Annotated in this window: 13 protein-coding genes; 7 read left to right on the forward strand and 6 right to left on the reverse strand. The window is 66.4% G+C overall.

From position 1 onward, the window contains the following. Positions 1-80 precede the first annotated feature (80 nt). Positions 81-1,718 (forward strand): methyl-accepting chemotaxis protein, encoded by a 1,638-nt coding sequence (locus DN388_RS09450; protein ID WP_043861067.1) that lies wholly within the window; start codon positions 81-83, stop codon positions 1,716-1,718. Positions 1,719-1,934: 216 nt separating this feature from the next. On the opposite strand, the gene DN388_RS09455 is transcribed toward DN388_RS09450, so the two are convergent. The 6 genes from DN388_RS09455 to DN388_RS09480 all read right to left on the reverse strand — a co-directional run bounded on the left by DN388_RS09455 (position 1,935) and on the right by DN388_RS09480 (position 9,029). Then, positions 1,935-3,215 carry an OprD family porin gene (locus DN388_RS09455; RefSeq protein ID WP_054916110.1) on the reverse strand — a complete coding sequence of 427 codons (1,281 nt, stop codon included), beginning with the start codon at positions 3,213-3,215 and terminating at the stop codon, positions 1,935-1,937. Positions 3,216-3,247: 32 nt separating this feature from the next. Further along, entirely contained in the window at positions 3,248-4,384 is a 1,137-nt protein-coding gene (locus DN388_RS09460) for an ABC transporter substrate-binding protein (RefSeq protein ID WP_043861069.1), read from the reverse strand. A 48-nt stretch (positions 4,385-4,432) separates the two neighbouring features. Next, positions 4,433-5,191: an ABC transporter ATP-binding protein gene (locus DN388_RS09465; protein ID WP_229589366.1), complete on the reverse strand. Its 759-nt coding sequence runs from the start codon at positions 5,189-5,191 to the stop codon at positions 4,433-4,435. A 5-nt stretch (positions 5,192-5,196) separates the two neighbouring features. After that, the gene (locus DN388_RS09470) at positions 5,197-6,963 is read right to left on the reverse strand and encodes an ATP-binding cassette domain-containing protein (RefSeq protein ID WP_052504234.1); all 1,767 of its coding nucleotides are present in this window, start codon (positions 6,961-6,963) and stop codon (positions 5,197-5,199) included. Next, positions 6,963-8,000, reverse strand: coding sequence for a branched-chain amino acid ABC transporter permease (locus DN388_RS09475; protein ID WP_043861071.1), 1,038 nt, complete (start codon positions 7,998-8,000; stop codon positions 6,963-6,965). The genes DN388_RS09470 and DN388_RS09475 overlap by 1 nt, the downstream gene beginning before the upstream one ends. A 447-nt stretch (positions 8,001-8,447) precedes the next feature. Then, positions 8,448-9,029: a TetR/AcrR family transcriptional regulator gene (locus DN388_RS09480; RefSeq protein ID WP_043861072.1), complete on the reverse strand. Its 582-nt coding sequence runs from the start codon at positions 9,027-9,029 to the stop codon at positions 8,448-8,450. A 294-nt stretch (positions 9,030-9,323) separates the two neighbouring features. Between DN388_RS09480 and DN388_RS09485 the strand changes: the two genes are divergently transcribed. The 6 genes from DN388_RS09485 to DN388_RS09510 are packed head-to-tail and all read left to right on the forward strand — an operon-like array spanning position 9,324 to position 13,577. Next, positions 9,324-10,139 carry an alpha/beta fold hydrolase gene (locus DN388_RS09485; protein WP_054916107.1) on the forward strand — a complete coding sequence of 272 codons (816 nt, stop codon included), beginning with the start codon at positions 9,324-9,326 and terminating at the stop codon, positions 10,137-10,139. 6 nt (positions 10,140-10,145) lie between these two features. After that, positions 10,146-10,442, forward strand: coding sequence for an extradiol ring-cleavage dioxygenase (locus tag DN388_RS09490; RefSeq protein WP_043861074.1), 297 nt, complete (start codon positions 10,146-10,148; stop codon positions 10,440-10,442). Between the two features lie 4 nt (positions 10,443-10,446). Next, complete coding sequence (locus tag DN388_RS09495) at positions 10,447-11,298, forward strand: protocatechuate 3,4-dioxygenase (protein ID WP_254999089.1); 852 nt, start codon at positions 10,447-10,449, stop codon at positions 11,296-11,298. Next, positions 11,295-11,648 carry a non-heme iron oxygenase ferredoxin subunit gene (locus DN388_RS09500; protein WP_043861076.1) on the forward strand — a complete coding sequence of 118 codons (354 nt, stop codon included), beginning with the start codon at positions 11,295-11,297 and terminating at the stop codon, positions 11,646-11,648. Before DN388_RS09495 ends, DN388_RS09500 begins: the two co-directional genes overlap by 4 nt. A 38-nt stretch (positions 11,649-11,686) precedes the next feature. Further along, entirely contained in the window at positions 11,687-13,036 is a 1,350-nt protein-coding gene (locus tag DN388_RS09505; RefSeq protein ID WP_043861077.1) for an SRPBCC family protein, read from the forward strand. 10 nt (positions 13,037-13,046) lie between these two features. Further along, positions 13,047-13,577: a 3-phenylpropionate/cinnamic acid dioxygenase subunit beta gene (locus DN388_RS09510; RefSeq protein WP_043861078.1), complete on the forward strand. Its 531-nt coding sequence runs from the start codon at positions 13,047-13,049 to the stop codon at positions 13,575-13,577. Position 13,578: the final 1 nt, after the last annotated feature.

The raw sequence follows: 13,578 nt of genomic DNA on the forward strand, positions 1-13,578 counted from the left end.
TTTAAAATACAATAGTGTATGTTTGTGCGCGGTGCGCCTTGCGCCTTCGTGCATAACAATAAAATGAGGTAATGCCCCCTATGATCGGGTTGAGACATCTGCGTATCAGCACCCGCATCACCGTGCTGGTGATCGGTATCACCCTGTTTGTCGTGTTGCTCAGTGGCTGGCTGGGGCTGACCCTGCAACGCAGCCTGCTGCAGGAGAAGATGGCCGGTGTCGGCACTGCGCTGGACACCGCATCCACCCTGCTGGCGCATTATGAGAAGCAGGCCGAGGAAGGCCACCTGAGCCGCGCCGAGGCGCAGCGCCAGGCGGCAGAAATGGTCAGCCGCATTCGCTACCTGGGCGACAACTACCTGCTGATTCTCGACCTGCAGCACCGCATGCTCATGCACCCCAAGGCACCCGCCCTGGTGGGCAAGTCGCAGGCCGATTTCAAGGACGTCAACGGCAAGCCGTTCGCCCGTGAAATGATCGACCGGGCCGTGGCCCAGGGGCGCGGCACGGTCGAGTACTGGTTTCCGCGGGCAGCCGGGCAGGCGCCGGAATTCAAGGTGTCCGAGGTGGTGCTGTTCAAGCCCTGGGGCTGGGTGCTGGCCAGCGGCATCCACCCGCAGGACGTGCGCCACGAAGTGAACACGGTGCTGCGCATGCCGGCGTTGCTGGTGCTGGTGGCGTTGCTCGGCATGGCGCTGTGCGCCTGGCTGCTGATTCGCAGCATCACCCGGCCGCTCAACCACACCGTGCAGGCGCTGGCCCGCGCCACCGATGGCCACACCGACCTGACCTTGCGCCTGCCCACCGACGGCTTCGACGAGCTGACCCAGGTGGCGCACAGCTTCAACCGCCTGGTGGAGGCTGCGCACCGCGTCACCCGCAGCATGGCCAAGGCCAGCCAGCGCATCTCCAGCACCAGCGACAGCCTGGGGCAGATCACCGAGGCGGCGCAGCGCAGCATGCAGGCCCAGCAACTGGAGACCGACAGCGTGGTCACGGCCATGAGCGAGATGGTCAGCACCGTGCAGGACGTTGCACACAACGCCAGCGTCGCCGCCAGCGCCACCCGCGATGCCGAGCAACAGGCCACGGCCGGCAGCGCCACGGTGCGCGATGCCGGTGAGGCGATTGGTGCGCTGGCCGAGGCGCTGGAGCACAGCCGCAGCGTGGTGGACCAACTGGCCACCGACTCGGGCAGTGTCGGGCGCGTACTGGACGTGATCACCGCGATTGCCGAGCAGACCAACCTGCTGGCGTTGAATGCTGCCATCGAGGCGGCGCGTGCAGGTGAGCACGGGCGTGGCTTTGCGGTGGTGGCGGACGAGGTGCGCACGTTGGCGCGGCGTACGCAGCAGTCGACGCTGGAGATCCAGCAGATCATCAACCGCGTGCAGGCCGGTGCCAGCCAGGCGGCGGCGCAGATCGGCGCCAACGTCGAGTCGGCGCAGCAGCCGGTGGCCGCCTCGGCGCGGGCGGGGCAGGCGCTGGCGTTGATCGATGCGTCGGCGTCCACGGTGAGCCAGATGACCTTGCAGATTGCCAGTGCGGCGGAGCAGCAGGCGGCCACGGCAGACGGTATCAACCGCAGCGTCACGCGCATCCACGACGCCTCGACGGTGAGCGCGCGCACCATCGAGCAGACGCGCCAGTCGTGTGATGAGCTGAGGGCGTTGGCGCAGCAGCTGGAGGAGCAGGTGGGGCAGGTGGTTACGGGGTAAATTGTGAGGGCCCCTTCGCGGGTCAAGCCCGCTCCCACAGGATCTCACCCGCCACGCCAGCATTTTGGACGCACCGCAAGACCCTGTGGGAGCGGGCTTGACCCGCGAGAGGCCTGACCAGGCACTGCAAGACAATCGGACTGTCATGGCCACCCTGGAATGCAAAACGCCCCGGCAAGCCGGGGCGTTTGTTCATCTACACACGATGCCAGCGCGTTACCAAAGCGCCACGGTGTAATCCACGTTCACCCGCAGCTCGTTGTCATCCCTGAACGCCGCAGTCGAGGCAAAGTCATTGCGGTACCACGCATGGCGCAACCGCAATGCAACGTTCTTGAACGTGCCGCTCTGCACCACATACGACAACTCGATGTCCTTCTCGCTCTCGCTGCGCCCGCTGCCGCCCAGCGCATTCGGCAATTCGATGCGGCTGCCGTCCAGGTAACGCAGCATGCCCTTGAGCCCCGGTACGCCCAGGGCGACGAAGTCGTAGTCATAGCGCACCTGCCAGGTACGCTCCTTGGGGTTGAGGAACTCGCTGCTCAATGCGCCCTCGCTCACCACCATCGGCTCGGACCCGGCGATGTACGGCATCGCCGTATCGCCGCTCAATTGCATGTAGCCCAGCCCCAGGCTGTGTGCGCCCAGGCTGTAGGTGCTCATCACGCCGAAGGTACGGTTGTCGACCTTGCCGGCCCTGGCCGGGCCGTCCTCGCCGCTGATGTGGTAACGCACATCGGTCTTCAGGCGCCCGTTCGCCACCGCACGGTTGTCGACGAAGCCGACGTAGTCCTGGCGATAGATGTCCTCCAGCTGCGCATGGTAGTACTTGAGCACCAGCTGCTCGGACCACTGATAGTCGCCGCCGCCATAGGTGAAGCTGTCCGACTCGGCCGCACCATTGAAGCGCCGGTTGGGCGCGGCGACGGTGATCTTCTGGTAGTTGGTGGAATCGCGCTGGTTCATGCGGTCCAGGCGCCCGCCGCTGAGGGTCAGGTTGTCGATGTCCTGGGACTTGAACTGCACCCCGCGAAAGGTCTGCGGCAGCAGGCGCGTGGGGCTGGCGAACAGGATCGGCGAAAACGGTGCCAGGGTGCCGGCCTGCAGTTCGGTCCTGGAGACCTTGACCTTGCCGGTCAGGCCCAGCTCCGAATAATCGTCGCGCGGGTCGCGGTCCCTGGGGTCGAACGGCAGCAGCCCGGTGCCGGTGCGCGCGGGGCTGGAGTCCAGTTTCAGGCCCAGCATGGCCTGGGCATCCAGGCCGAAGCCGACAGTGCCCGGGGTGTAGCCGGAAGTGAAGCGCAGGATGAAGCCCTGGGCCCATTCGCGCGTCGCCGACTGCGCCGATTCGCCCTTGTAGTCACGGTCGAAGTAGTAGTTGCGCGCGGTCAGGGTGGCCTTGCTGTCTTCGATGAAACCCTGGGCCAGCAGTGCCGGGCTGAGCCCGCACAGGGTGCCGAGGGCGAGGGTGGTGTTGACCCGTTTCAGAGTGCTCATGGATCTGCCTTTTTTATTATTGTTGTGGGGGTTTATTCAGGGGCATGCAGCAGGACCCATTGCTGGTCCTGCACGCTCACCAGTGCACGCGCGCGCTGGTCATGGCCGAAATGGTCGGTGGCGCTGAGGTTGTACACGCCATGGGTGCCGACCACGTCGCGGGTCTGCTCCAGCTGGTCGCGCAGTTGCTGGCGAAATTGCGCGGTGCCGGGCTCGGCACCCTTGAGCGCCGCCGGGGTGGCCGCCTGCACCAGCAGCATGGCGTCGTACAGGTAGGCGCCGAACGGCGACAGGCTGTTGTCGCCGTACTTGGCCTGGTAGTCCTGCGCGTACTGGCTGGCGATGGCCTTGGAGGGGTGGCTGGCGGGCAGCTTGTCCCACACCACCACCGGGCCCACCGGCAGTATCGCACCGTTGAGCGCCTTGTCGCCGATGCGCAGGAACGCGCTGTTGGCCGCGCCGTGGGTGTGGTACACGGTGCCCTTGTAGCCCAGCCGGCGCAGCTCGGTATGCGGCAGCGCCGCAGGGGTGCCGGTGGCGCCGATCAGCACTGCGTCGGGCTTGCTGCTCATCACCTTCAGCGCCTGGCCGCTGACCGACGAGTCGGTGCGGTTGAAGCGCTCGTCGCGCACCAGCGTGATGCCTGCCGCCGGCGCCATTTCGCTGAGCACCTTGTGCCAGTCTTCGCCCCACACATCGTTGTAGCCGATGTAGGCGAGGGTCTTCACACCGTTCTGCTGCATGTGCTCGATCAGCGCCTGGGCCATCAGGGTGTTGGTCTGGGCGATGGTGAAGATCCAGCTCTGCTCGCCGCTGGCGGGGCTGAACGGTGCCAGGGCGATCTGCGCGGTCTGGCTCTCCTTGGCGATCTGCGCGACTGCTGCCGAGGTGGGCACGGTGGTCGAGCCGATCAGCAGGTCGACCTTGTGCTCGCTGACCAGCTTGCGCGCGTTCTTGGCCGCGGCGGTACTGTCGCTGGCATCGTCCAGTACCACGTATTTCACGGCCTGCCCGGCAATCTCCCTGGGCAGCAGCGCCACGGTATTGCGCTCGGGGATGCCCAGCGAGGCCCCCGGGCCGGTGGTGGAGAGAATCACGCCGACGGTCATGTCGGCCTGTGCAGCGGTCGACAGCGTGGCCAGCAACAGCAAGGGAAGAATAGGTTTCATGCAAGCTCCTGATATTGTTTTTATGGGTGTGGCAAGTGCTGCGGGGCGCTACGTGCCGGTAGCGCTGATCACCTCCGTGGTGGCGGTGGGCGCGGGTGCGCGGCCCAGGTAGCTTTCGACCACCCGGGGGTTGCTGGCCAACGCCTGGGCGTCGCCTTCAAGCACGATCTCGCCGACCTCCAGCACGTAGCCGTAGTCGGAAATCTTCAGCGCAGCGCGGGCGTTCTGCTCCACCAGCAGGATCGACACGCCGCTCTGGCGCAGGGTGTCGAAGATGGTGAAGATCTCGCCGATCACCCGCGGCGCCAGGCCCAGGCTCGGTTCGTCGAGCATCAGCAGGCGCGGTTTGGCCATCAGCGCGCGGCCGATGGCGAGCATCTGGCGCTCGCCGCCCGAGAGCGTGCAGGCGGCCTGCTGGCGCCGTTCGAGCAGGCGCGGGAACAGCCCGAACACCTCGTCGAGGGTCTGCTGATGGTCGCGAAAACCGCGCCGGTGGCGGCTGAAGGCGCCCAGGCGCAGGTTGTCCTCCACGCTCATCAGGCCGAACAGCTCGCGGCTCTCGGGCACCAGCACCATGCCCTGGTCGATGCGCTGGGCCACGTCGTGGTGGCCCAGCAACGCCTGGCCGGCGTAGGTCACCTGGCCCTGGCAGGGCAGCAGGCCGATCAGCGCCGCCATCAGGGTGGTCTTGCCGGCGCCATTGGGGCCGATCAGGCTGACGATCTGGCCTTCCTCCAGGTGCAGGTCGAGATTGCGTACCGCCTCGACCTTGCCGTGGTTGATCGACAGGTTGCGCACATCCAGCAGGCGACTCATTCGACACCTCCGAGGTAGGCGGCCAGCACCGCAGGGTTCTGCTGGATCTGCAGCGGGGTGCCGCTGGCCAGGGGCTGGCCGAATTCCATCACCACGATGTGGTCGGCCAGGCCCATCACGAACTCCATGTCGTGCTCCACCAGCAGCACGCCCAGGCCCTCGCCACGCAACTGCTCGAGCAGTTGCGCCAGCGCCTGTTTCTCGCCATGGCGCAGGCCGGCGGCGGGTTCGTCGAGCAGCAACAGCAACGGGTCGCTGCACAGCGCGCGGGCGATCTCGACGATGCGCTGCTGGCCCAGCGGCAGGCTGCCGGCTGGGGTGTGCAGGTATTCGCCCAGGCCCACCCGTTGGATCTGACGCGTGGCCTCGGCGAGCAGGGCGGCTTCTTCCTTGCGTTCCAGGTGCAGCATCGAGCGCAGCAACCCGGCCTTGCCCCGGGCATGGGCGCCGAGGGCGACGTTCTCCAGCACGCTCATCTCGCCCAGCAGGCGCACGTGCTGGAAGGTGCGGCTCACGCCCAGGTGGGCAATGGCGCGCGGCGACAGGCCTTCGATGCGCTGGCCGTTGAAGGTGATCTGCCCGGCATTGGGCGTCAGCACCCCCGACAGCAGGTTGAACAGGGTCGACTTGCCGGCGCCGTTGGGGCCGATCAGCGCGGTCACCTCGGCGGCATTCACCGACAGGCCCATGTTCTTGTTGGCCACCAGCCCGCCGAACTGCTTGAGCAGCCCCTGGGCCACCATCAGCGGCTTGCCGGCCGCCGGCATACTGCGCCGGGGCAGGGCCGGCGCGTCATCCAGCGCCAGGGTGCGCGGGCGGCTGGCCGGCAGCACGCTGCGCAACACCGGCAGCAGGCCGCCGCGGGCGTACTGCAGCACCAGGATCACCAGCACGCCGAAGAAGATCATCTCGACGTTGTCGGCATGCCCGAACAGCTGCGGCAGCACGTCCTGCAGCACCTGCTTGATCAGGGTCAGCAACGCTGCGCCCAGCAGCGCGCCCCACAGGCTGGCGACGCCGCCCAGCACGATCATGAACAGGTACTCGATGCCCATCACCACCGAGAACGGCGTGGGGTTGACCACCCGCTGCAGGTGCGCGTACAGCCAGCCCGACAGGGCCGCGAGCAGGGCGGCGATGATGAACACCTGCAGGCGGCTGCGTGCGGTATCGATGCCCATCGCCTCGGCCATCCCGGCCGATTCCTTGAGGGTGCGGATGGCACGGCCCTGGCGGCTGTGCAGCAGGTTGTCGAGCAGCCACAGGCTGGCCGCCAGCAACAACCCGATCAGCACGGCGAAATCGGCCGAGCCGCTGATCTGCCAGCCCAGCAGCTCGATGTTCGGCAGGTTCTGCAGGCCGCCGAAGCCGCCCAGGCCCGGCAGGTTGCCGAACAGGTAGAACAGCGCCAGGCCCCAGGCCAGGGTGCCGATGGGCAGGTAGTGCCCGGCCAGGCGCAGGGTCAGCAGGCCCAGGCTGGTGGCCACCACCAGGGTGATCGCCAGCCCCGCCAGCAGGCCCAGCCACGGCGACAGGCCGTACTGGGTGGTGAGCACCGCGCTGGCGTAGGCGCCAATGCCCACGAACGCAGCCTGGCCGAACGAGGTCATGCCGCCGATGCCGGTCAGCAGCACCAGGCCCAGGGCCACCAGGCTGTACAGGCCGATGTAGTTGAGCAGGGTCACGTGAAACGCGGGCAGCACCAGCGGCGCCAGGCCCGCCACCAGCAGCAGGGCCAACAGGGGGATCAGTCGCAGGGCCATCAGTGTTGCTCCTCCAGATGCGGGTTTTTCAGCGACAGCCACAGCAGCACCGGGATCACCACGGTGAACACGATGACCTCCTTGTAGGCCGAGGCGCCGAAGTTGGCGAAGCTCTCCAGCACGCCGACGAAAAACGCACTGGCCGCGGCTATCGGGTAACTGGCCAGGCCGCCGAAGATCGCCGCCACAAAGCCCTTGAGGCTGATCAGAAAGCCCGAGTCGTAATACAGCGTGGTCAGCGGGCCGATCAGTACCCCGGAGATCGCGCCGATCAGCGCGGCCAGGCCGAACGCGGCCTTGCCGGCCAACTGGGTGGGGATGCCCACCAGCTGTGCACCGGTACGGTTGAGCGCAGTGGCACGCAGCGCCTTGCCGTACAGGCTGTGGCCGAAGAAGGCATACAGCAGGCCGATCAGCAGCAGCGCGCTGCCGATCACCAGCAGGCTCTGCAGGCCCACCGGCAGCTCACCGAGCATGAACACCGACTCGGCCAGGGCTTCGGTGCGCACGCCCTCGGCGCCGAACATCAGCAGGCTCACGCCCACCAGCGCGATATGCACCGCCACCGACACGATCAACAGCAACAGCACCGAGGTCTCGGCCACCCGCTGGTACACCAGGCGGTACAGCAACGGCCCCAGCGGCGTGACCAGGGCCAGGGTCAGCAGAATCTGCAGCAGCGCCGGCAGGCTCGCCAGGTCGAGGTTGCCCAGCACCGCCCACAACAGCAGCGGCAGGCTCAGGTAGCGCGCCAGCAGGCCCGGCAGCCGGCGCCATTGACGGCGCCGTGCGGCGTCGGTGCAGTCCAGTGCGCAGGCGGCCAGCGAGCAGCCCAGCAGCAGCCACACGGTGCCGGGCATCAGGCCCAGCTGCAGGGTGGCCAGGGTCAGGGCGCTGTAGGTGACGAAGTCGCCCTGGCACACCAGGATGGTGCGCGTCACCGAGAACACCAGCACCAGGGCCAGCGCCACCAGTGCGTAGATCGCGCCCGTGGTCAGGCCGTCCTGGGCAAGAAACGCCAGTATCGAAAAATCCATGGGCAGGCCTCAGCGAGCAGTGGGCAAGGGGGAGGTGGGATGCCGGTCGCAGAGGGCGGTCGGCGTCGGTGCGGCGGTGCCGTACCGGGGGCGTGACGGGTCGGGCGCGCAGGGCGGGACCCGGCGAGAGCGTGCAGGCGCGTGCATAGTGAAGTACTCGTTTTCTATTCTTATTGTGGTGCGCCCCTGCCCGGGGCAGGGCAACATGCAAGGCGTTTAAATACACATGTGCATGTGTATGTATAGACTACGCGGGAAGGTGGGCGGCTTGTCAACAGGCGCCGCAGCGGCGCGCCTGCATTCGCCGATTTATTCGATTATCTATTTGAATTTATTGAATAAATATTTTTAAAGACGAGCGTGCCAATACCCGCTGGATGGCGGGTATTGGATATACAAAGATACATTTGTGTATTTGCAATGTGCCGAGCGGGTCGGCACAGGCGCTCAGGCCGGGGCGTGGCTGCACGCGGGGAGGAGGATGCCGGCCATGCGCTGGCTGCGCGCCAGGCGTTGTTGCGGGGTGTCTTCGCTGTGCAGCAGCGACAGGCTGATCTGGTAGGCGTAGATCAGGTAGGCGCGGTCCTGGGCTTCGTCGCTGGGCACGCCGGCCTGAATCAGCAGCCCCTCGATGTAGTTCAGGCGATGGCTGTCCACCTCGTCGATGGCCTGGCGCGCCTGCTTGTCGCGCCGCGCCCAGCCGCGGATGCCCAGTTCGATCGAGGCGGCGTCCTTGGCGGTCTGGCCGTGGGAAGGCAGCTCCAGCAGGCGCTGCAACTGCTGCAGCGGCGAGCTGTGGGCCGTGCGCAGGTTGAGGATCACATCCTCGGTGGCGCGTGCGCGCCAGTTGCCCAGGATGCCTTCGAGCAGTTCGCCGCGGCTTTTGAAGTGGTAGTAGAAACTGCCACGGGTGATCTTCAGTTCCTTGGCCAGGGTGTCGACGCGCACGGCGTCGACGCCGCTGGTGACAAGCACTTCCTGTGCCGCATGAATCCAATCTTCCCGCGTGAGGTTGGTGCGTGATGACATTGTGTAGGGCCTTGTCCAACAAGCTGGATAAGCGCCAGGGCAGCGCAGGGTTCGACGCTTGGCCTTGGCAGCAAACCGTCATTCTAACGCCCGCCGCAACGGCGAAGCTATTGCCGGCATTGGCCACAAGGCCAGTGCCGGGTGTCCGCATCCTGCCATACATGACAGTACATAGGTGTAGGTACGGCTGCTCATTATTTGAAAATAGTCATGTTTTTTCATTGACTCAGGTCAAAACGGTAAATAGCATGCAGATACACAACTGTATGTTAAGAATAAAAACCGGAGGCCGACATGAGCGCAACTGCAAAGACTCTGCTCGCAGCAGGGCACCACACCCACTACCACGAGGCCGGCCAGGGCGAGCCGCTGTTCCTGCTGCACGGCTCGGGCCCGGGTGTTTCGGGTTGGGCCAACTGGGCCGCCAGCGTGCCGGTGTTCGCCGACCGCTGGCGGGTGATCGTGCCGGACATCGCCGGCTTCGGTTTCACCGAGTTCAAGGATGACGCCCGGTACGACATCAAGCTGTGGGTCAGCCACCTGATCGGCATCATGGATGCCCTGGATATCCAGAAGGCCTCCTTCATCGGCAACTCGTTCGGCGGCGCCCTGGCCATCGGCCTGGCAGTGTTCGCCCCCGAGCGCGTCAACAAGCTGGTGCTGCTCGGCACCCCGGCCGGCGAGTTCGTGCAGACCCCCGGCCTGCGCGGTGCCTGGGAATACGAGCCGTCGCTGGCCAACATGCGCCAGCTGATGGAGCTGTTCCCCTACGACAAGGCGCTGATCACCGACGCCATGGTGCAGGCCCGCTACGAGGCCAGTGCCCGGCCCGGTGCCCAGGCCGCCTTGCGCAAGCTGATCCCGCAACCCGCCGCCGAAGGCCAGACGATGGTCAAGGGCTTCCCCGCCGCCGCGCTGGCCAAGATCGTGGCGCCGACGCTGGTGGTACACGGCCGCGAAGACCGTGTGGTGCCGCCGGAGTGCGGGCTGCTGATCGCCAACAGCATTGCCGACGCCGACCTGCACCTGTTCGGGCGCTGCGGTCACTGGGTCCAGAGCGAGCAGCCACGGCGCTTTGCCGCGCTGGTTCGCGACTTTCTCGGCGAGTAGTCCGGCATGAGCAGAAACGTGATGGAGCGGGTGCTGTGGCAGCTGTGCGTGGAGCGCGCGGCCAAGCAGCGCTTTCGTGAAGACGCCGCAGGCTTCGTGCAGCGCTTTGCCCTGGCCCCCGACGAGGCGCAGATGATCCTCGACTTCGACGTGGCCGGCCTGCAGGCGGCCGGGGTCAACCCGATGCTGACCATGGGCTTCTGGCAGGAGCTTTCGCCGCAACGCAGCATGCGCGTCTACAAGCAGCGCCTGGGCTGTACCGATGAACAAGGCGCGGGGTTTTCCGCCGCGCTCAAGGGGTGAACCGATGGGCAAGATAGTGGGCGGCTTCTGGATGCCGCATGACCCGGTGATGTTCGTGGCGCCCGAAGCGCCACCGGCTGCACAACGCGATGCCGTATGGGGCGCCTATGCCCAATGCGCCGAGCGCCTGGCCGCCTTGCAGCCCACGGCGGCGATCATCGTCGGCTGCGATCACTACATCCTGTTCGGCCCCCATTGCCTGCCGCGCTACGTGATCGGCACCGGCGACGTGGACGGCCCCATCGACCGCCTGCCGGGCCTGGACCGGGGCGTGGTGCGCAACCACCAGGCGCTGGCCGAGCACATTGTCCATCACGGTGAAGGGCAGGGCGTGGACTGGACCGTGGCGCGCAGCTTCACCGTCGACCATTCGTTCTCGATCCCGCACCAGCTGGTGGTCAAGCCGGCCGAGGCCCTGCTGGGCCGTGAGCTGCCGAGCATCCCGGTGTACCTGGCGTGCGGCGTCGACCCGTACATCTCGCTGGAGCGCTCGGCCGACCTGGGCCGGCAACTGCGCGCGGCAGTCGAGGCGTTCGACGCCGACGAGCGCGTGGTGATCATCGGCAGCGGCGGCATCAGCCACTGGGTAGGCACCGTCGAGATGGGCCAGGTGGCCGAGGACTTCGACCGCGAAATCCTTGCCCACGCGGTAAACGGCGACCTGCAGGCACTGTGTGCCTACCGCGACGAAGACATCCTGCGTCGGGCCGGCAACGGCGCGATGGAAATCCGCAACTTCGCCTGCGCCATGGCCGCCCTGGAGCGTCCGCGCGGTGAAGTGATCGCCTATGAAGCCGTGCCCGCCTGGGTCACCGGCCTGGGCTTTGTGCAACTCAACAACGAGGAGCCGGCATGAGCCGCGTACTGCTTTGCCAGCGTGACGAGCTGGCGCCGGGCGAACTGAAGAAGGTCGCCAACGGCGATGGCGATGCCCTGTGCGTCTACAACCTGGGCGGCACCTTCTACGCCACCACCGACATGTGCACCCACGCCACCGCCTCGCTGGCCGAAGGCGACATGGAAGACGACCTGATCACCTGCCCGGTGCACTGGGGCCAGTTCCATATCCCCAGCGGCAAGGCCGTGACCTTCCCCTGCGAACGGCACCTGCGCACCTACAAGGTCATTGTCACCGACCGCGAGGTGTATGCCGACACGGCCCTGGAAGCCGACGAGGCGCTGGCCGACGCCGACAGCCCGGTCTGACCGGGCGCCGTCCAACCGCATACCTGTGAGTCTGAACCATGGATAACAACAAGCACATACCGCTCAGAACCCTCGAAAGCACGCCCGCCCTGGGCAACCTCGACCGCCTCTGCGACATGCAGGAGGGGCGCCTGTCGGGCAAGGTGTTCTGGGACGAGGCGATCTACGAGCAGGAGCTGGAGAAGATCTTCGCGCGCTGCTGGCTGTTCGTCGCCCACGAATCCCAGTTGCCCAGGTCCGGCGACTACCTGACCACCTCGATGGGTGAGGACGAAGTGCTGGTGGTACGCCAGAAGGACGCCTCGATCAAGGTGTTCCTCAATGCCTGCCCGCACCGCGGCAACAAGGTGTGCTTTGCCGAGGCCGGCAACGCCCGCGGCTTCATCTGCAACTACCACGGCTGGTCGTTCGGCGCCGATGGCGGGCGCCTGATGGGCATGCACGAATCCAAGTGCTACGAAGAAAGCCAGTTCGACAAGTCCAGGCATGGCCTGCGCGAAGCCCGCGTGGCCAGCTACAAGGGCCTGGTGTTCGCCACCTTTGCCAGCGATGCGCCGACCCTGGAGGAGTACCTCGGGCCGATGACCTGGTACATGGACGTGATGCTCGACATGGACGAGGGCGGCAGCGAGTTCCTGGGCGGCTGCATCCGCTCCACCATCGAGTGCAACTGGAAGATCGCCGCCGAAAACTTCGTCGGCGACATCCTGCACGGCGGCTGGACCCACGACTCGGCGGCCAAGGCCATGCTCGGCGGCCCAGTGGCCAATGTCGGCGAACTGCCCGAATCCTACTCGGTGAACTGGAACGGCCACGGCTACGAGTTCGCCACCGACGTGGTCGGCAACGCCGCCACCCTGGGCGAAAAGGACATCAACAAGTACCTGCACGTGCTGCGCCCCAAGGTCGCCGAGCGCCTGGGCGAGTTCCGCTCGAAGCTGATCGGCGCGATCTCCTCGTTCACCGTGTTCCCCAACTTCTCGTTCCTGCCGGGGCAGAACACCGTGCGCATCTGGCAGCCGCGTGGCCCGCACAAGATCGAGCTGTTCACCTGGGTCATCGTCAACAAGAACGCCCCGCAGGACATCAAGGACAAATGGCGCCGTGGCGCGATGATGACCTTCTCGCCCACCGGCGTGTTCGAGATGGACGACGGCGAGAACTGGGAGTACTGCACCAAGACCAGCCGGGGCGTGGTCACGCGCTACCAGGACCTGTACGTGGGCCTGGGCATGCACACCCGCCTGGACGACAGCGAGCTGCCGGGCAACGTGTTCAAGGGCCAGCTCAACGAATGCAACGCGCGGGCGTTCTACCAGCGCTGGAAAGACCTGCTGCAGGCACCGACCTGGGCCGACGTACCAGACCGCAACGGCACGCTGCGCTGAGGGGGGCGAGATGACACACCAACTGCAGGACACCCCGGTGTCCATCGACGAGGCCCGCCGGGTCGAACAGTTTCTGCTGCGCGAGGCGCGCCTGCTCGACAACGAGTGCTGGGACCAATGGCTGCTGAGCCTGAGCGAAGCCATCCACTACTGGATGCCCGGCATCGAGAACCGTCGCCGCGAAGACAAGTCCGGGCCCTACCGCCTGGAGCACATGGCCTTCTTCGATGACGGCATGCGCGAGCTCAAGCGCCGCGTGGCGCGCTTCAAGCAGCCCTCGGCCTGGGCCGAGAACCCGCCCACGCGCAACGTGCACCTGGTCAGCAACATCGAGGTGTACGCCGGCGCCGAGCCGGGCGAGTACCTGGCGTACTCGTGCTTCGTCAACGTGCGCAGCCGCGGCCTGGACGAACACGCCCAGCTGGCCGGGCGGCGCGAGGACGTGCTGCGCCTGGAGGCCGAGGGCCTCAAGCTGCTCAAGCGCAAGATTCTGATCCCCAACGCGATGTTGCTGTGCAAGAACATCAACACGTTCCTATGAG

It is taken from the genome of Pseudomonas sp. S12(2018) (genome assembly GCF_024355235.1).
GTDB lineage: Bacteria > Pseudomonadota > Gammaproteobacteria > Pseudomonadales > Pseudomonadaceae > Aquipseudomonas > Aquipseudomonas palmensis.

Bases quoted from the DNA above. Each gene is read 5' to 3' on its own strand.
- DN388_RS09485 (WP_054916107.1), top strand. From the start codon at position 9,324: ATGAGCGCAACTGCAAAGACTCTGCTCGCAGCAGGGCACCACACCCAC.
- DN388_RS09500 (WP_043861076.1), top strand. From the start codon at position 11,295: ATGAGCCGCGTACTGCTTTGCCAGCGTGACGAGCTGGCGCCGGGCGAA.
- DN388_RS09455 (WP_054916110.1), bottom strand. From the start codon at position 3,215: ATGAGCACTCTGAAACGGGTCAACACCACCCTCGCCCTCGGCACCCTG.
- DN388_RS09505 (WP_043861077.1), top strand. From the start codon at position 11,687: ATGGATAACAACAAGCACATACCGCTCAGAACCCTCGAAAGCACGCCC.
- DN388_RS09495 (WP_254999089.1), top strand. From the start codon at position 10,447: ATGGGCAAGATAGTGGGCGGCTTCTGGATGCCGCATGACCCGGTGATG.
- DN388_RS09460 (WP_043861069.1), bottom strand. From the start codon at position 4,384: ATGAAACCTATTCTTCCCTTGCTGTTGCTGGCCACGCTGTCGACCGCT.
- DN388_RS09490 (WP_043861074.1), top strand. From the start codon at position 10,146: ATGAGCAGAAACGTGATGGAGCGGGTGCTGTGGCAGCTGTGCGTGGAG.
- DN388_RS09480 (WP_043861072.1), bottom strand. From the start codon at position 9,029: ATGTCATCACGCACCAACCTCACGCGGGAAGATTGGATTCATGCGGCA.
- DN388_RS09475 (WP_043861071.1), bottom strand. From the start codon at position 8,000: ATGGATTTTTCGATACTGGCGTTTCTTGCCCAGGACGGCCTGACCACG.
- DN388_RS09450 (WP_043861067.1), top strand. From the start codon at position 81: ATGATCGGGTTGAGACATCTGCGTATCAGCACCCGCATCACCGTGCTG.
- DN388_RS09510 (WP_043861078.1), top strand. From the start codon at position 13,047: ATGACACACCAACTGCAGGACACCCCGGTGTCCATCGACGAGGCCCGC.
- DN388_RS09470 (WP_052504234.1), bottom strand. From the start codon at position 6,963: ATGGCCCTGCGACTGATCCCCCTGTTGGCCCTGCTGCTGGTGGCGGGC.